Annotated in this window: 15 protein-coding genes; 10 read left to right on the top strand and 5 right to left on the bottom strand. The window is 67.7% G+C overall.

What is annotated here, in order from left to right:
* The first annotated feature begins 1 nt into the window (after nucleotide 1).
* The 3 genes from C5F75_RS16045 to C5F75_RS16035 all read left to right on the top strand — a co-directional run bounded on the left by C5F75_RS16045 (nucleotide 2) and on the right by C5F75_RS16035 (nucleotide 3,731).
* Nucleotides 2-2,344, top strand: a complete 2,343-nt coding sequence (locus tag C5F75_RS16045) for an NADP-dependent malic enzyme (RefSeq protein WP_319001459.1) — start codon at nucleotides 2-4, stop codon at nucleotides 2,342-2,344.
* Nucleotides 2,345-2,719: 375 nt separating this feature from the next.
* On the top strand, nucleotides 2,720-3,151 hold the full coding sequence (locus C5F75_RS16040) for a ribonuclease domain-containing protein (protein ID WP_060312627.1): 432 nt from the start codon (nucleotides 2,720-2,722) through the stop codon (nucleotides 3,149-3,151).
* A 16-nt stretch (nucleotides 3,152-3,167) separates the two neighbouring features.
* Entirely contained in the window at nucleotides 3,168-3,731 is a 564-nt protein-coding gene (locus tag C5F75_RS16035) for a barstar family protein (protein WP_059581000.1), read from the top strand.
* 307 nt (nucleotides 3,732-4,038) lie between these two features.
* Here C5F75_RS16035 and C5F75_RS16030 read toward each other — a convergent pair whose 3' ends face one another.
* The 3 genes from C5F75_RS16030 to speE all read right to left on the bottom strand — a co-directional run bounded on the left by C5F75_RS16030 (nucleotide 4,039) and on the right by speE (nucleotide 6,186).
* On the bottom strand, nucleotides 4,039-4,806 hold the full coding sequence (locus C5F75_RS16030; RefSeq protein ID WP_059581201.1) for a 16S rRNA (uracil(1498)-N(3))-methyltransferase: 768 nt from the start codon (nucleotides 4,804-4,806) through the stop codon (nucleotides 4,039-4,041).
* A 17-nt stretch (nucleotides 4,807-4,823) separates the two neighbouring features.
* The gene (locus C5F75_RS16025; RefSeq protein WP_059581002.1) at nucleotides 4,824-5,240 is read right to left on the bottom strand and encodes a VOC family protein; all 417 of its coding nucleotides are present in this window, start codon (nucleotides 5,238-5,240) and stop codon (nucleotides 4,824-4,826) included.
* 88 nt (nucleotides 5,241-5,328) lie between these two features.
* Nucleotides 5,329-6,186: a polyamine aminopropyltransferase gene (gene speE / locus C5F75_RS16020; RefSeq protein ID WP_104012447.1), complete on the bottom strand. Its 858-nt coding sequence runs from the start codon at nucleotides 6,184-6,186 to the stop codon at nucleotides 5,329-5,331.
* Nucleotides 6,187-6,403: 217 nt separating this feature from the next.
* On the opposite strand from speE, the gene tkt reads away from it, so the two are divergent.
* Nucleotides 6,404-8,476, top strand: coding sequence for a transketolase (gene tkt / locus C5F75_RS16015; protein WP_059581007.1), 2,073 nt, complete (start codon nucleotides 6,404-6,406; stop codon nucleotides 8,474-8,476).
* Nucleotides 8,477-8,563: 87 nt separating this feature from the next.
* Nucleotides 8,564-9,574: a type I glyceraldehyde-3-phosphate dehydrogenase gene (gene gap, locus C5F75_RS16010; protein ID WP_060312631.1), complete on the top strand. Its 1,011-nt coding sequence runs from the start codon at nucleotides 8,564-8,566 to the stop codon at nucleotides 9,572-9,574.
* A gap of 77 nt (nucleotides 9,575-9,651) precedes the next feature.
* Here gap and C5F75_RS16005 read toward each other — a convergent pair whose 3' ends face one another.
* A complete protein-coding gene (locus C5F75_RS16005) occupies nucleotides 9,652-10,542 on the bottom strand; it encodes a LysR family transcriptional regulator (protein ID WP_059638093.1) in 891 nt (296 codons plus the stop codon).
* A gap of 152 nt (nucleotides 10,543-10,694) precedes the next feature.
* Between C5F75_RS16005 and C5F75_RS16000 the strand changes: the two genes are divergently transcribed.
* A complete protein-coding gene (locus C5F75_RS16000; RefSeq protein WP_104012456.1) occupies nucleotides 10,695-11,468 on the top strand; it encodes an SDR family NAD(P)-dependent oxidoreductase in 774 nt (257 codons plus the stop codon).
* Between the two features lie 15 nt (nucleotides 11,469-11,483).
* Complete coding sequence (locus tag C5F75_RS15995) at nucleotides 11,484-12,542, top strand: L-idonate 5-dehydrogenase (protein ID WP_104012446.1); 1,059 nt, start codon at nucleotides 11,484-11,486, stop codon at nucleotides 12,540-12,542.
* 240 nt (nucleotides 12,543-12,782) lie between these two features.
* On the opposite strand, the gene C5F75_RS15990 is transcribed toward C5F75_RS15995, so the two are convergent.
* Entirely contained in the window at nucleotides 12,783-13,505 is a 723-nt protein-coding gene (locus C5F75_RS15990; protein ID WP_179231710.1) for a FadR/GntR family transcriptional regulator, read from the bottom strand.
* A 210-nt stretch (nucleotides 13,506-13,715) separates the two neighbouring features.
* Here C5F75_RS15990 and C5F75_RS15985 point away from each other — a divergent pair, with 210 nt between their 5' ends.
* The 3 genes from C5F75_RS15985 (at nucleotide 13,716) to C5F75_RS15975 (ending at nucleotide 16,723) form a co-directional block, all read left to right on the top strand.
* Nucleotides 13,716-15,035, top strand: coding sequence for a C4-dicarboxylate transporter DctA (locus C5F75_RS15985; protein ID WP_059581022.1), 1,320 nt, complete (start codon nucleotides 13,716-13,718; stop codon nucleotides 15,033-15,035).
* Nucleotides 15,036-15,167: 132 nt separating this feature from the next.
* Nucleotides 15,168-16,175, top strand: coding sequence for an allantoicase (alc, locus tag C5F75_RS15980; RefSeq protein WP_104012445.1), 1,008 nt, complete (start codon nucleotides 15,168-15,170; stop codon nucleotides 16,173-16,175).
* Between the two features lie 14 nt (nucleotides 16,176-16,189).
* Nucleotides 16,190-16,723 carry an ureidoglycolate lyase gene (locus tag C5F75_RS15975; protein WP_059581027.1) on the top strand — a complete coding sequence of 178 codons (534 nt, stop codon included), beginning with the start codon at nucleotides 16,190-16,192 and terminating at the stop codon, nucleotides 16,721-16,723.
* Nucleotides 16,724-16,755 lie beyond the last annotated feature (32 nt).

Here is a 16,755-nt window from a genome sequence, read left to right as displayed (position 1 = left end):
AATGCCGTCGAACAGTTATTCTAATCCGCCCGTCACGAGACACATGTCTACCCAAGCCTCCTCCAAAGCCAAGCTCCGCGAAGCCGCGCTCGACTATCACGAATTTCCGACCCCCGGCAAAATCGCGATCGCCCCGACCAAGCAGATGATCAACCAGCGCGACCTCGCGCTCGCGTATTCGCCGGGCGTGGCGTTCGCGTGCGAGGAGATCGTCGAGAATCCGCTGAACGCCGCGCGCTTCACCGCGCGCAGCAACCTGGTCGGCGTCGTCACGAACGGCACGGCGGTGCTCGGTCTCGGCAACATCGGCCCGCTCGCGTCGAAGCCGGTGATGGAAGGCAAGGCCGTGCTGTTCAAGAAGTTCGCGGGCATCGACGTGTTCGACATCGAGCTGAACGAGTCGGACCCGCACAAGCTCGTCGACGTGATCGCCGCGCTGGAGCCGACCTTCGGCGGGATCAACCTCGAGGACATCAAGGCGCCGGACTGCTTCATCGTCGAGCGCGAAGCGCGCAAGCGGATGAAGATTCCGGTGTTCCACGACGACCAGCACGGCACCGCGATCGTTGTGGCCGCGGCCGTCACGAACGGCCTGAAGGTCGTCAACAAGGACATCAAGAAGGTCAAGCTCGTCGCGTCCGGCGCGGGCGCGGCCGCGCTCGCGTGCCTGGACCTGCTGGTCGACATCGGGCTGCCGCTCGAGAACATCACGGTGACCGACCTGGCCGGCGTGGTCTACAAGGGCCGCACCGAGCTGATGGATCCGGACAAGGAGCGTTTCGCGCGCGAAACCGACGCCCGCACGCTCGCCGAGGTGATCGACGGCGCGGACATCTTCCTCGGCCTGTCGGCCGCCGGCGTGCTGAAGCAGGAGATGGTGAAGGGCATGGCCGAGCGCCCGCTGATCCTCGCGCTCGCGAACCCGACGCCGGAAATCCTGCCGGAACTCGCGCTCGAGGTGCGCCCGGACGCCGTGCTGGCCACCGGCCGCACCGATTACCCGAACCAGGTCAACAACGTCCTGTGCTTCCCGTTCATCTTCCGCGGCGCGCTCGACGTCGGCGCGACGACGATCACGCGCGAAATGGAGATCGCCGCCGTGAACGCGATCGCCGAGCTCGCGCAGCACGAGCAGAGCGACATCGTCGCGACCGCGTACGGCATCCAGGATCTGTCGTTCGGGCCCGAATACCTGATTCCGAAGCCGTTCGATCCGCGCCTGATCGTGAAGATCGCACCGGCCGTCGCGCAGGCCGCGATGGACGGCGGCGTCGCGACGCGCCCGATCGAGGACATGGACGCGTACAAGCAGCACCTGCAGCAGTTCGTGTACCACAGCGGCACGACGATGAAGCCGATCTTCCAGATCGCGCGCGCCGCGCCGGAAGAGAAGAAGCGCGTGGTGTTCGCGGAAGGCGAGGAAGAGCGCGTGTTGCGCGCCGTTCAGATCATCGTCGACGAAAAACTCGCGAAGCCGATCCTGATCGGCCGCCCGTCGGTGATCGAGCACCGTATCCAGCGCTACGGCCTGCGCCTGACGCCGGGCACCGATTTCACGGTCGTCAACACCGAGCACGACGAGCGCTACCGCGACTTCTGGCAGACGTACTACAAGATGATGGCGCGCAAGGGCATCAGCGAGCAGCTCGCGCGTGTCGAAATGCGCCGTCGGACGACGCTGATCGGCTCGATGCTGGTGAAGAAGGGCGAAGCGGACGGGATGATCTGCGGCACGATCAGCACCACGCACCGCCACCTGCACTTCATCGACCAGGTGATCGGCAAGCGCCCGGGCTGCAGCGTGTACGCGGCGATGAACGGCCTCGTGCTGCCGGGCCGCCAGATTTTCCTCGTCGATACGCACGTGAACGTCGATCCGACCCCGGAGGAGCTGGCCGAGATCACGATCATGGCCGCCGAAGAAGTGCGCCGCTTCGGCATCGAACCGAAGGTCGCGCTGGTGTCGCACTCGAATTTCGGCACGAGCAACGCACCTTCGGCGAAGAAGATGCGCGATACGCTCGCGATCCTGCAGGAAACCGCGCCGGAGCTGAAGGTGGACGGCGAAATGCACGGCGACGTGGCGCTCGACGCGGCGCTGCGCAAGGAGATCCTGCCGGAATCGACGCTGGAAGGCGAAGCGAACCTGCTGATCCTGCCGAACATCGACGCCGCGAACATCGCGTACAACCTGCTGAAGACGGCCGCCGGCAACAACATCGCGATCGGGCCGATCCTGCTGGGCGCCGCGCAGCCGGTGCACGTGCTGACCGAATCGGCGACCGTTCGTCGCATCGTCAACATGGCGGCGCTGCTGGTGGCCGACGTCAACGCCGCGCGCTGAGCCGACACGAACGCGCGGCGCCGGTCGAACCGGGGCCGCGCGCGGGGCGAAATTGTAAACAAAGGCAAAAAGAGGCGTGCCCGCAAGGGGCACGCCGCGGGCAGGGCGCAACCGCGCTTCCCATAAGCAACAGCAGCATCTTTCCACTCCGGGTAGCGAGTGTGGCAAGGAGGCAGGTCTTGCCATACGAAAGATGCCGCACGCATTTTATCCTATGTAAGATAAATGTAGTGCAATTTCGGTAAAAAATGCGGAATTCGGGGCGTCGCGTGGCTTTCGATTCCCAAACGGACATTGATTCGCGCGGCCAATAACGCTACGCTAACGCCTTTGTTGGTCGTCAACTACTTGATTTAACAGCGGGAACCCTGGTTCATGGCACGCAAGTGGCTCCGCAACGGCGCGCTCGCGTCCGTCTTCGCGATGTTCGCGATGGGTATCGTCGGCACGCCGACGGGCAGTCTGGTTTCCGCCGCTTACGCACGGGAGGCCGTTCCGGCCGACGTGGCCGCCAGCGGGCTCGATACGATCCCGACTGCCAGTCTTCCGCGCGAGGCCGTGACCACGCTGGGCCTGATCAGCGCCGGCGGCCCCTATCCGTACGAGAAAGACGGCGTCGTGTTCGGCAACCGCGAGCGGATCCTGCCGAAGGCGAAGCGCGGCTACTACCATGAGTACACGGTGCCGACGCCGCGTGCGCGCAATCGCGGCGCGCGCCGGATCGTCTGTGGCGGGCCGTTGCGCCGGATCGACAACTGTTATTACACGGGCGACCACTACAACAGTTTTAAACGTATTGTTGAATGACTTCGGGACGAATGGCATGAGCGACTCCATCTACGCGCACGATACGGCGGCGGCGGATCTGTTCGCGGCCGGCGACGGCAATCTGTTTCAGCGTGTGATTCAGCTGCACGCGGCGGCGCAGGCCGGTGGCACGCCGGAGCAACAGGAAGCCGAGCCCGGGCTTTCATCGAACGAGGAGCCTATGAGCCTTTTCACGACCGTGCGACCCAATCTCGTGCAGTCGATCCGCGCGTTCCGCGTGCAGGATCTCGCCGACGAAGCCGGTCGGCTCGGCCAGCATTTCCTGTATGCGTATTGCGGCGCCGCGCAGTCGAAGCAGGAAGTGATGGAAACGATCGCGACCTCGTTCCTGTTTCCGAAGCATTTCGGGAAGAACTACGACGCGCTGTACGATTGCCTCACCGATCTCGTCGCGAAGGCCGGCGCGCAGCCTGGTTTCGTGATCGTCCTCGAAGGGTTGCCGATCGCGCAGAAATTCGACAAGGAAGGGCGCGAAACGCTGCTCGACGTGTTCCGCGAGGCGGCCGAGTTCTGGGCCGAGCGCAAGGTCGCGTTCCGCGTGTTCTACTCGTTCGCGTAAGCGCGTCGGCGGGCCGGCACGCCGCGTTGTCGCAGCTTCCGGTCGTTGTTCGCCGCCGGCACCGGAATCCGGTGCGCAGCGTCTCGAAAACCCGCCATTGCGCGGGTTTTTGTGCATCTGGCGACTGAATCGGCGAGTGCGCCGTACGCCCGATGGGCGTACTTCACGTCATTGCAGCGATGCCGGCGACGAGCATGCGCTTGCACGGATCGTCTCGTACACGACAACGCAATTCATCGCCGCGGAATGAACCTGAGACGATCCGCGCGTTGAAGTCGAGCCGGAGCGAATCGCTCGCGGTCGCCGATCACCACCCGCCCCAGCGTGCCGCCAGCGCCGCGAGCACGGCCGCGCCGGCCGTCTCGGTACGCAGCACGCGCGGCCCGAGCGACAACGCGGTGAACCCGCGTGCGCGGGCCGCATTTTCCTCGTCCGGCGACAGCCCGCCCTCCGGGCCGATCAGCAGCGTGACGGCGCCCGCGGGCGGCGCGTCGGGCAGCGACGCGAACGGGATGCTCGCGCGCGGCGACAGCAGCAGCCGCAGTTCGCCGTCGGCCGGCGCGGCCGGCAGCGCGTCGAGCCATGCGTGGAAGCCGGCCACCGGCGCGACGTCGGGCACGCGGTTGCGTCCGCACTGTTCGCACGACGCGCGCACGACGCCGCGCCAGTGCGCGACGCGCTTGTCCGCCCGTTCGCCGGCGAGCTTCACGACGCCGCGCGCGGTCGACAGCGGCACGACCGCCGCGACGCCGAGCTCGACGGCTTTCTCGATCACCCAGTCCATCTTGTCGCCGCCGGCGATGCCCTGCGCGAGCGTCACGCGATACGGCGGCTCGGCCTCGGCGGGCTCGAACGTATCGACCTGCACGAGCGCGCCGCGCTTGTCGACCTCGACGAGCCGCGCGCGGTACTGGCCGCCCGTGCCGTCGAACAGCGCGAGCGCGTCGCCGGGCTGCAGGCGCAGCACCTGCACGTGGCGCGCGACGTCGGCCGGCAATGCGAGCGGGGCATCGGCGCGCGGCGCGGCGTCGACGAAAAAGCGCGGCACGGCCGCGGTGGTGGTGGCTTCATTCATGCGTGTGGCGGTTTCGGTCATGCGTCGAGACGGCACCCGAGCGCCCAGCGGTAGCCGTCGAGATCCTCGATCTGCGCGAACCGGTCGCCCCAGAACTGATCCTGCGGCGCGCTCAGCGATTTCGCGCCCGCGTCGAGCGCGCGCTGCCAGGTGGCGTCGACGTCGTCGACATACAGATAGAACGATTGCGGCGCGGTGGCGTTCGCGCGCTTCGGCGTGAGCGCGGGCGAGCCGAACGCGCCCTCGGGCGCGAACATCACGATCAACTGGCCGCGATAGGCCATCTCGACGTGCATGATCGCGCCGTCCTCGTCGTGCACGTCGCGTACCGTGAAGCCGAATGCGGCCTGGAAGAACTCGATGGCCGCGCGCGCGTTGCGCACGGTCAGGTAGGGCGTCAACCAAGGCACGTTGGCCGGACGTGGATCGGTCATGAAGATCTCCTGTTGCACGGTATCGGCGCCGCGGCGCCTGCGCCGGTCTCATGCTGGAACGACGGAACGTTGCGCGGCGTGCCGAGGTTCAGCGGCGAACGCCCAGTGTATCGCGCAGCGCGCGGGGCAGGGCAAAGAGGGACGCATGCAGCCGCGCATCGTAGTAGCGCAAGCCGTCGACGCGGCGGGCCGCGAGCCGTTCGTCCACGTCGTGCGCGAACAGCGCGGCCGCATCGAGCGTGTCGCTCGCGATCGCCATCAGCCACTGCGAGCCGTACAGCGGCACGTGCGCCGACAGTGGGTCGACGACCGCGAAGCTCGCGCGCAGATCGTCGAGCAGCGCGGCGATGCGCGCGGCATGGAACACCGGCGAGCCGAGATGCATCGAGATCGCGCCGCAGCGCGTGAGGATTCGCTTGAGCCGCGCGTAGAACGCACGCGTATAGAGGCCGGCCGCCGGCGAATCGGGCGGCGTGAGGTCGAACACCACGAGATCGAAATGTTCGACCGTCGCATCGACGAAGTGCGCGGCGTCGCCGATCACGACCTCGACGCGCGGGTCGTCGAGCGCGCCCTGGTGCACGTCGTCGAGATAGCGGCGCGCCATCCCGACCACCTCGTGGTCGAGCTCGGCGATCACGATCCGTTCGATGCACGCGTGCTTGAGCAACTGGCGCGCCGCGCCGCCGTCGCCGCCGCCGAGCACGAGCGCCTTCTTCGGCGCCGGATGCGCGAGCGCGGCCGGGTGCGTCATGCACTCGTGATACACGTACTCGTCGCCGACCGACGTCATCGGCCGGCCGTCCAGCGTGAACAGGCGGCCGAGCTGCGGCGTTTCCCACACTTCGATGCGCTGGTGCGGCGACGCCACGTGCGCGAGCCGGCGCGCGTTCGGGAAGCCGTAGGCGGCGTTGGGCGTGGGATGGAAGAGAAGGGTCGTGCTCACGGGTGGGGCCGCGGGAGGCGGGCAGTTCCGACGCCTGAATTATAGGAGGCGGGCGGTTTGGCGGAAAACCGTGCCGGAACACGACGCGCCGACAAGGGAAATGCCGGCCCATCTGTTAAAATGACGAGCTTTGCAGCCCCGTCCGTTGGCTCCGTCCGCTTCGCGTCCGTCAGGCGCCGCACCGCGCGCCGGGAACGATTGACGCTCGAGCTTCCGGATGCCGCCGTGCCCCCGTTTCCTCGACTCGTTCTCCGGACTCGACATGACGACTTCGTCTCCCGCCTCCACCACCTTGATGGCCAACGCGATCCGTGCGCTCGCGATGGACGCCGTCCAGCAAGCGAACTCCGGTCACCCGGGCATGCCGATGGGCATGGCCGAAATCGGCGTCGCGCTCTGGTCGCGCCATCTGAAGCACAACCCGGCGAACCCGCACTGGGCCGACCGCGACCGTTTCGTGCTGTCGAACGGCCATGGCTCGATGCTGCTGTACTCGCTGCTGCACCTGACCGGCTACGACCTGCCGATCGAAGAGCTGAAGAACTTCCGCCAACTGCACTCGAAGACGCCGGGCCACCCCGAATACGGGATCACGCCGGGCGTCGAGACGACCACCGGCCCGCTCGGCCAGGGTCTCGCGAACGCGGTCGGCATGGCGCTCGGCGAAGCGCTGATGGCCGACGAGTTCAACCGTGACGGCGCGAAGATCGTCGATCACCACACGTACGTGTTCCTCGGCGACGGTTGCCTGATGGAAGGCATCTCGCACGAAGCCTGCTCGCTCGCGGGCACGCTGAAGCTGAACAAGCTGATCGCGCTGTACGACGACAACGGCATCTCGATCGACGGCGACGTCGTGAACTGGTTCCACGACGACACGCCGAAGCGCTTCGAAGCGTACGGCTGGAACGTGATTCCGAACGTGAACGGCCACGACGTCGACGCGGTCGACGCGGCCATCGCGAAGGCGAAGTTGTCGGACAAACCGACGCTGATCTGCTGCAAGACGGTGATCGGCAAGGGCGCGGCGACCAAGGCCGGCGGCCACGACGTGCACGGCGCGGCGCTCGGCGCGGAGGAAATCGCGAAGACGCGCGAAGCGCTCGGCTGGAAGTGGGAGCCGTTCGTGATTCCTCAGGAAGTCTATGCGGCCTGGGACGCGAAGGAAGCCGGCAAGCGCGCCGAGTCCGAATGGGACGCGACGTTCGCGGCCTATCGCGCGAAGTTCCCGGCGGAAGCGGCCGAATTCGAGCGCCGGATGGCGAACAAGCTGCCGGCCGACTGGGCCGAGAAGGCCGCGGCGATCATCGCCGGCGCGAACGAGCGCGCCGAGACGGTCGCGACCCGCAAGGCGTCGCAGCAGGCGATCGAAGGCCTCGCCGCCGCGCTGCCCGAGCTGCTCGGCGGCTCGGCCGATCTGACCGGCTCGAACCTGACCAACTGGAAGGCGTCGAAGGCGGTGCGCGCGAATCCGGAAGGCGCGGGCGTGCTGCTCGGCAACCACATCAACTACGGCGTGCGCGAATTCGGCATGAGCGCCGCGATCAACGGCCTCGCGCTGCACGGCGGCCACAAGCCGTTCGGCGGCACGTTCCTGACGTTCTCCGACTACAGCCGCAATGCGCTGCGCGTGGCCGCGCTGATGAAGGTGCCGTCGATCTTCGTGTTCACGCACGATTCGATCGGCCTCGGCGAAGACGGCCCGACGCACCAGTCGATCGAGCACGTGTCGAGTCTGCGCCTGATCCCGAACCACGACGTGTGGCGTCCGGCCGACACGGTCGAGACGGCCGTCGCGTGGACCCACGCGGTCGCCGCCGATCGTCCGTCGAGCCTGATCTTCAGCCGTCAGAACCTTGCGTTCAACCCGCGTACCGATGCGCAGATCGCGAACATCGAGAAGGGCGGCTACGTGCTGAAGGACTGGGACGAGGAAATCGTCGCGCGCAAGATCATCCTGATCGCGACGGGCTCGGAAGTCGAACTCGCGATGAAGGCCGTCGAGCCGCTCGCGCAACAGGGCATCGCGGCCCGCGTCGTGTCGATGCCGTCGACCAACGTGTTCGATCGCCAGGACGCCGAATACCGCGAACGCGTGCTGCCGCACGGCGTGCGCCGCGTCGCGATCGAAGCGGGCGTGACGAGCTTCTGGCACAAGTACGTCGGCCTCGAGGGCGGCGTCGTCGGGATCGACACGTTCGGCGAATCGGCGCCGGCCGGCGTGCTGTTCAAGTACTTCGGTTTCACCGTCGAGCACGTCGTCGAGACCGTGAAGGCCGTGCTGGCCTGAAAGCATACGCGACGCGCGCCACCCGTTGCGCGCGTCGCACCGTGAAGCTGCACGAAACGAATTTTTTCAGCCATCAGGAGATAGACCATGACGATTCGCGTCGCAATCAACGGCTACGGCCGTATCGGCCGCAACACGCTGCGCGCGTTCTATGAAAACGGCAAGAAGCACGATCTCGAGATCGTCGCGATCAACGACCTGGGCGATGCGAAGACCAACGCGCACCTGACCCAGTACGACACCGCGCACGGCAAGTTCCCGGGCGACGTGTCGGTCGACGGCGACTACCTCGTCGTGAACGGCGACAAGATCCGCGTGCTCGCGAACCGCAACCCGGCCGAACTGCCGTGGGGCGAGCTGGGCGTCGACGTCGTGATGGAATGCACGGGCTTCTTCACGACGAAGGAAAAGGCGAGCGCGCACCTGAAGGGCGGCGCGAAGAAGGTGATCATCTCGGCGCCGGGCGGCAAGGACGTCGACGCGACGATCGTCTACGGCGTGAACCACGACGTGCTGAAGGCCGAGCACACGGTCATCTCGAACGCGTCGTGCACGACGAACTGCCTCGCGCCGCTCGTCAAGCCGCTGAACGACAAGATCGGCCTCGAAACCGGCCTGATGACGACGATCCACGCGTACACGAACGACCAGGTGCTGACGGACGTCTATCACGAAGACCTGCGCCGCGCGCGTTCGGCCACGCACAGCCAGATCCCGACGAAGACGGGCGCCGCATCGGCCGTCGGCCTCGTGCTGCCGGAGCTGAACGGCAAGCTCGACGGCTACGCGATCCGCGTCCCGACGATCAACGTGTCGATCGTCGATCTGTCGTTCATTGCGAAGCGCGACACGACGGTCGAGGAAGTCAACGCGATCATGAAGGAAGCATCGGAAGGCGCGCTGAAGGGCATCCTCGGCTACAACGACGCACCGCTGGTGTCGATCGACTTCAACCACAACCCGGCTTCGTCGACGTTCGACGCGACGCTGACCAAGGTGTCGGGCCGTCTCGTGAAGGTGTCGAGCTGGTACGACAACGAGTGGGGTTTCTCGAACCGCATGCTCGATACGGCAATCGCATTCGCGAACGCGAAGTAATCCAGCACGTTGCGCGGCCGCCGCAAGGCGGCCGGCGTGGCGAACGAGCCCGGCCCGGGGTTTCCCGGCCGGGTTTTTTATTGCCCGGCGTTCGCCGTCACCTGCCCGATCGCATCGACGAACGCGCGTTTCAGCGGGCTGTCGAGATCGGTCCACGCGAGGCCGACGCCGCTGCGGTGACCGGCCAGATCGAGCGGCCGCGCGAGCACGTTCGGCGGCAGCGCGCTGGCCGCTTCCGCCGGGATCAGCCCGATCCCCATGCCGGCCGCGACGAGCGCGAGCATCGTCGTGAATTCGCCGAACTCCTGCGCAATGTCGAGCGTCGTGCCCGCGCGGCTCAATGCGAGCAGCATGTCGTCGTGAAAGCCGGGCGCGTAGCGGCGCGCGAGCACGAACGTGGGCTGGCCGCGCAGCGCGGCCGGTGAAATCGCGTCGTGCGCGGCCAGCGGATGGTCCAGCGGCAGCGCCACGACGAACCCTTCCTCGAGCACCACGCGCGTGTCGATGCCCGCGTAGGCGGCCGGCAGCCGGATCATCCCGAAATCGATCCGGCGCTCGCGCAGCGCGGCGATCTGGTCGGGCGTCGGCATGTCCTTCAGCTCGAGCGCGATCAACGGATAGCGCTCGCGCATCGTGCGCAGCACGGCCGGCAACAGCGCCGGCAAGACCGACGACACGAACGCGATCCGCAGCGTGCCGATTTCGCCGCGGCTCGACCGCCGCGCGATCTGTTCCGCGCGCGCGGCCTGCTGCAGCGTCGCCCGCGCTTCGGGCAGGAACACGCGCCCGGTGTCGCTCAATTCGACCTTGTGCCGGTCGCGCTCGAACAGGCGCGCGCCGAGTTCCGCCTCGAGCGCCTTGATCTGCATGCTCAGCGCGGGCTGCACGATGCACAGGCGCTGCGCGGCGCGCCCGAAATGCAGCTCTTCCGCGAGCGTGACGAAGGCGCGCAATTGCTTGAGTTCCATTGGGGCGGCGGGTGCGAGAAGGCGGTAATCAGTTTTCATGATAACCGGATCAAAAAAGACCATTGGCGCGGACCCGGCCGGCGGCCGAAGATACCGTCGATGCGAGACCGGCCGCGATGGGCAGCCGGCTCGACCGGCACGAGGAGACATCCATGACCCATGCGCTTGACCGGTTCCGCCTCGACGGCCGCCGCGCGCTGATTACCGGTTCCGGTCGCGGAATCGGGCTGACGCTCGCCCGCGGGCTCGCGGAAGCCGGCGCGGCGATCGTCATCAACGATCGCAATGAAGAGAAGGCCGCGACGCTCGCGCGCCAGTTCCGCGACGAAGGCTTCGCGGCCGACCATGCGGTGTTCGACGTGGCCGAGCACGCGCAGGTACGCGCGGCGATCGACCACTTCGAGGCGCGCGTCGGCGCGATCGACATCCTCGTGAACAACGCGGGCATCCAGCGTCGCGCGCCGCTCGACGCATTCGACCCGGACGACTGGCATGCACTGATGCGCGTGAATCTCGACGGCGTGTTCAACGTCGCGCAGGCGGTCGCGCGGCACATGATCGCGCGCGGCCACGGGAAGATCATCAACATCTGCTCGGTGCAGAGCGAGCTCGCGCGGCCGACGATCGCGCCGTATGCGGCGACCAAGGGCGCGGTGCGAATGCTGACCAAAGGAATGTGCGCCGACTGGGCGCGCCACGGCATCCAGGCGAACGGCCTCGCGCCCGGCTATTTCGAAACCGAGCTGAATCGCGCGCTGGTCGACGACGCGGCGTTTTCCGACTGGCTGTGCAAGCGCACGCCGGCCGGCCGCTGGGGGCAGGTCGACGAGCTGTGCGGCGCGGCGATCTTCCTCGCGTCGGCCGCGTCCGATTTCGTGAACGGCCAGACGCTGTTCGTCGACGGCGGCCTGACCAGCGCCGTCTAACGAGGAGAGCGTGTCATGCGTATGCGTTGCATGTGTGTCGTGATTCACGGGCCGAACGACCTGCGGGTCGAGGAGCAGGATGCCGGCGAGATCGGCCCGGGCCAGGTGCGCGTCGACGTCGCGATGGGCGGCATCTGCGGCTCCGACCTGCATTACTTCCGACATGGCGGCTTCGGCGCGATCCGGCTCCAGCAGCCGATGGTGCTCGGCCACGAAGTCGCCGGCACCGTCGCTGAAGTGGCGCCGGACGTGACGTCGGTGAAAGCCGGCGATCGCGTCGCGGTCAACCCGAGCCGGCCGTGCGGCGCCTGCCGCTACTGTCTCGAAGGGCTGCCGAACCAGTGTCTCGACATGCGCTTCTACGGCAGCGCGATGCGGATGCCGCACGTGCAGGGTGCGTTCCGCAATGCGCTCGTGTGCGACGCGGTGCAGTGCGTGAAGGTCGCCGATCACGTGCCGCTGTCGCTCGCGGCGCTCGCCGAGCCGTTCGCGGTCGGCCTGCATGCGGTGTCGCGCGCGGGCCCGCTGATCGGCAAGCGCGTGCTCGTGTCGGGTTGCGGGCCGATCGGCGTGCTGGCGGTCGCGGCGGCGCGCGTGCACGGCGCCGCGGAGATCGTCGCGACCGATGTCGTCGACGCGCCGCTCGCGGTGGCGAGCGCGCTCGGCGCGGACCGCACGATCAACGCGGCGGCCGATGCCGGTTGGGTCGAGCGCTACGGCGCCGACAAGGGCACGTTCGACGTGATGATCGAATGTTCGGGCAATGCGCGCGCGCTGCGCGACGGGCTGGACGTGATGCGGCCGCGCGGCGTCGTCGTGCAGCTCGGGCTCGGCGGCGACGTGAGCCTGCCGCAGAACGTGGTGGTCGCGAAGGAGCTGTCGATCTGCGGCTCGTTCCGCTTTCACGCGGAATTCGCGCTGGCGGTGCAACTGATCAACGCGGGGCGCGTCGACCTGCGGCCGGCCGTCACGCGCGTGTTCCCGATGCGCGATGCGAACCTCGCATTCGAACTGGCCGGCGATCGCCAGCGTGCGATGAAGGTGCTGATCGATTTCGCGAACCAGGCCGCGTGACGGGGCAGCGTTAGCGCGCGACGGCAGCAGCGCCCTTGGCAAAAAGGCACGCCCGCGATGCGCGGTGCGTGCCTTTTTGTCGTGCGGTGGAAACGGACTGCCGGATTGCCGGCCCGCCGCATCACTGCGTGACCCGCCGCGTGCCGCAGCGTCGCGGCGCGCGCGTTCATCGACCGCATGCTGGCGCATCGCGATCGGTCAGAGCGGTGACCGGTACGGCCGCGCGGCGGCGCGGAAGGGTTACGCGCCGGGTGTCGGGAAGAAGACGCCCGCGCGCTGTGCGGCGTTCGCGATGTGCGTTTCGATCGCGGTGCCGGCGGCGGCCGCGTCGCGCGCGATCAGCGCGTCGACGATCGCGCGGTGCTCGTGCCACGTCGACAGCAGCAGCTCGCGCCGGTAGAACGGCATGCGCTGGCTTTCCTTCATGATGTCCGCGCTGCTGCGCAGGATCGACTCGATCGCCGCGTTGCCGGCCAGATGGATGATCCGCATGTGGAAGTCGAAGTCGAGCCGCGATGCCTCGTCGAGCGCGCTGTCGGTCAGCGCGACGTGCAGGTCCGCGAGGTTGTCCTCGAACCATGCGATGTCTGCGTCGCTGACGACGTGCGCGGCCATCCGCGCGGCGAAGCCTTCGAGCGCATAGCGCATCTGGTAGGTGTCGGGCGGCGACGACTGCTCGGCGAATTGCCACGGATGCGCGGCCGACGCCTGCGCGCTTTCGACGTACACGCCCTTGCCCGCGCGGATGCGCAGCATCCCGAGCGCCTCGAGCGTCGACAGCGCCTCGCGTAGCGACGCGCGGCTGATCTCCAGCTCCTCGGAGAGCTGGCGCTGGGCCGGCAGCAGGCTGCCGACCGGATACACGCCTGCCTCGATCCGGTCGCGGATCGTCGCGATGGCGGCGTCGGTCACGGTATGCGGAACATTTCTCATGATGTGAACGATGGCCGGTCTGACCGGCATTGTAATCCGCACGCAGGCGGTGCACGCGGCCGTACGGGAAAGCCACGATCTGCCCCCTTTCGGGCCCCGGAAACACGGGCGCGGGGGCGGGAAATCCCTATTTTGTCCGTCCTTGACGCCACTATATCGGCTTCCTACTATCCACCATAACATCACTGGTCTTACCAGTATGAACAGACGAAACTGCAACCGTTGGATCGGGAGAGCGCCGTGTCAAAATTCCTTAATTCGCTGTTTGGCCGGGTAGTCGTCGCCTTGATACTGGGGGTCGCGCTCGGCGCGTTCTTCCCGCACTTCGCCGAGTCGCTGCGTCCGCTCGGCGACGGCTTCCTGAAGCTCATCAAGATGGTGATCGGCCCGATCGTCTTCTGCGTCGTGGTGAGCGGGATGGCCAACGCGGGCGACCTGAAGAAGGTCGGCCGGGTCGGCCTGAAGGCCGTCGTCTACTTCGAGGTGATGACGACGCTCGCGCTCGGCATCGGGCTCGTGCTCGCGTGGTTCACGCGCCCGGGCGTCGGGATGAACATCGACCTGCGCTCGCTCGACGCGGCGTCGCTGTCGACGTACGCGAAGAACGCCGAAAGCCTGAAGGACACGGCCGGCTACCTGATGAAGATCATCCCCGACACCGCGATCGACGCGTTCGCGAAGGGCGACATCCTGCAGATCCTCGTGTTCGCGGTGCTGTTCGGCTCCGCGCTGTCGCTGCTCGGCGACAAGGCGCAGCGCGTCAATTCGCTGATCGAGGAGCTGTCGCACGTGTTCTTCCGGATCATCGGCTTCATCATCAAGCTCGCACCGCTCGGCGTGCTCGGCGCGATCGCGTTCACGACCGGCAAGTACGGCGTCGCGTCGCTCAAGCAGCTCGGCTATCTGGTCGCGGTGTTCTACCTGAGCTGCTTCGTGTTCGTCACCGTCGTGCTCGGCGTCGTGATGCGGCTCGCGGGTTTCTCCGTGTTCAAGCTGATCCGCTACCTGCGCGAGGAACTGTCGATCGTGCTCGGCACGGCGTCGTCGGACGCGGTGCTGCCGCAGGTGATGAGCAAGCTCGAATACATGGGCATCAAGGATTCGACCGTCGGCCTCGTGATCCCGACCGGCTATTCGTTCAACCTCGACGGCTTCTCGATCTACCTGACGCTCGCCGTGCTGTTCATCGCGCAGGCCACCAACACGCCGCTGTCCACGCACGATCTGATCGTCGTGCTGCTCGTGTCGCTCGTCACGTCGAAGGGCGCGCACGGCATCCCCGGCTCCGCGATCGTGATTCTCGCGGCGACGCTGTCGGCGATTCCCGCGATTCCCGTGCTCGGCCTCGTGCTGATCCTGCCGGTCGACTGGTTCGTCGGCATCGCCCGCGCGCTGACCAACCTGATCGGCAACTGCGTCGCGACGGTGGTGGTCGCGGTGTGGGAGAACGACATCGACCGCGCACGCGCGACGCGCGTGCTGAATCGCGAACTGCGCTACGTGGCCGACGCGCCCGGCAGCGCCGCCCCCGTCGCAGGCGACCAGGCCCACGCGCTCTGACCCCGACGCTCGCGCGGCGCGGCTTCCCTGGCCGGGCGCGCTTGGCCGGCCGCCCCCCGCCACACCGCGCGACCGACCTTCACGCGACCGGCGCGCCGACGCGCCGGCGCTTCTCGAAACAATGGAGACGACATGGCAGCCCCCATCCTCGATCCGAACGCGCCGGCTTTCACGCGGCGCTACATGAACCTCGCCGACCCGCGCCTGGGCGCGCAGGCGCTCTTTGCCAGCGACGAATTCTTCGCGCCCAAGGAGCGCATGCTCAATCCCGAGCCGGCCGTGTTCATTCCCGGCAAGTACGACGACCACGGCAAGTGGATGGACGGCTGGGAAACGCGCCGCAAGCGCACGACCGGCCATGACTTCTGCGTGGTGCGCCTCGCGCGGCCGGGCGTGATTTACGGCGTCGACCTCGATACGAGCCACTTCACCGGCAACTTTCCGCCGGCCGCGTCGATCGAGGCCTGCGCGGTGGACGGCGACACGCCGCCCGACGACGCCGAATGGCGCACGATCGTGCCCGCGACGACGCTGCAGGGCAATTCGCACCATTACGTGAGCGTCGACGATGCGCGGCCGGTCACCCACCTGCGCGTGAACCTGTACCCGGACGGCGGGCTCGCGCGGCTGCGCGTGTACGGCCAGCCGCAGCGCGACTGGCGCCACGTGCCGGCCGGCGAGCTCGTCGATCTCGCGGCGATCGAGAACGGCGGCTACCTGGTGGCCGCGAACAACCAGCACTTCGGCCCGGCCTCGCAGATGCTGATGCCGGGGCGCGGCGTGAACATGGGCGACGGCTGGGAAACGCGGCGCCGCCGCGAGCCCGGCAACGACTGGGCGATCGTCGCGCTCGCGCGGCCGGGCATCATCCGGCGCGTCGAGGTCGATACGGCGTTCTTCAAGGGCAATTTCCCCGACCGCTGCTCGCTGCAGGCCGCGCACGTCACGGGCGGCACCGACGATTCGCTCGTCACGCAGGCGATGTTCTGGGCCGAACTGCTCGGCGAGCAGAAGCTGCAGATGGACCACGTGCACACGTTCGACGCGCTCGCGGCGCTCGGCCCCGTCACGCACGTGCGGTTCAACATCTTCCCGGACGGCGGCGTGTCGCGCCTGCGTCTGTGGGGCGAGCCGGCTTGAGGGAGGTGGGCGGCATGAGCGGAACTCCGATCCTGCGCGTCGAGCGCCTGACCCGCGAAGCGTTCGCGCCGTTCGGCGACGTGATCGCGCTCGAAGGCGCGCGGCATTTCCCGATCAACGGCGGCACGACCGAGCGCTTTCACGATCTCGCGACGATCGACGTGTGCGCGGACGGCGGCCGGCCGCTCGTCAGCGTGTTTCGCGCGCAGCCGCGCGCGCTGCCGGTGGCGATCACGCTGATGGAGCGCCATCCGCACGGCAGCCAGGCGTTCATCCCGCTCGCGGCGGTGTCGCGTTATGCGATCGTCGTCGCGCCGGCCGGCGAGTTCCGGCCCGATGCGATGCGCGCGTTCCTGGCCGAGGGCTGGCAGGGCGTCAATTATGCGAAGGGCGTCTGGCATCATCCGCTGCTCGCGCTCGACGCGGTCAGCGATTTCGTGATCGTCGATCGCGGCGGGCCGCAGCCGAACTGCGACGAGATCCCGCTGGAGCACGCGTGGACGCTGGCGTTCGAGCCGGTCTGCGAGGGAGTAGAAGGGCTTTCGTAAGCATTCCCGGCGCGCGGCAGGCGCGCCGAAAA

It is taken from the genome of Burkholderia anthinoferrum (assembly GCF_002925705.1).
GTDB classification, from domain to species: domain Bacteria; phylum Pseudomonadota; class Gammaproteobacteria; order Burkholderiales; family Burkholderiaceae; genus Burkholderia; species Burkholderia semiarida.
Note: the sequence above shows the minus strand (reverse complement) of the source record. Positions and strands in the feature narration are given on the sequence as shown.

Coding starts and splice junctions, on each gene's coding strand:
- C5F75_RS16045 (WP_319001459.1), top strand. CDS start 2: ATGCCGTCGAACAGTTATTCTAATCCGCCCGTCACGAGACACATGTCT.
- C5F75_RS16040 (WP_060312627.1), top strand. CDS start 2,720: ATGGCACGCAAGTGGCTCCGCAACGGCGCGCTCGCGTCCGTCTTCGCG.
- C5F75_RS16035 (WP_059581000.1), top strand. CDS start 3,168: ATGAGCGACTCCATCTACGCGCACGATACGGCGGCGGCGGATCTGTTC.
- C5F75_RS16030 (WP_059581201.1), bottom strand. CDS start 4,806: ATGAATGAAGCCACCACCACCGCGGCCGTGCCGCGCTTTTTCGTCGAC.
- C5F75_RS16025 (WP_059581002.1), bottom strand. CDS start 5,240: ATGACCGATCCACGTCCGGCCAACGTGCCTTGGTTGACGCCCTACCTG.
- tkt (WP_059581007.1), top strand. CDS start 6,404: ATGCCGCCGTGCCCCCGTTTCCTCGACTCGTTCTCCGGACTCGACATG.
- gap (WP_060312631.1), top strand. CDS start 8,564: ATGACGATTCGCGTCGCAATCAACGGCTACGGCCGTATCGGCCGCAAC.
- C5F75_RS16005 (WP_059638093.1), bottom strand. CDS start 10,542: ATGGAACTCAAGCAATTGCGCGCCTTCGTCACGCTCGCGGAAGAGCTG.
- C5F75_RS16000 (WP_104012456.1), top strand. CDS start 10,695: ATGACCCATGCGCTTGACCGGTTCCGCCTCGACGGCCGCCGCGCGCTG.
- C5F75_RS15995 (WP_104012446.1), top strand. CDS start 11,484: ATGCGTATGCGTTGCATGTGTGTCGTGATTCACGGGCCGAACGACCTG.
- C5F75_RS15990 (WP_179231710.1), bottom strand. CDS start 13,505: ATGCCGGTCAGACCGGCCATCGTTCACATCATGAGAAATGTTCCGCAT.
- alc (WP_104012445.1), top strand. CDS start 15,168: ATGGCAGCCCCCATCCTCGATCCGAACGCGCCGGCTTTCACGCGGCGC.
- C5F75_RS15975 (WP_059581027.1), top strand. CDS start 16,190: ATGAGCGGAACTCCGATCCTGCGCGTCGAGCGCCTGACCCGCGAAGCG.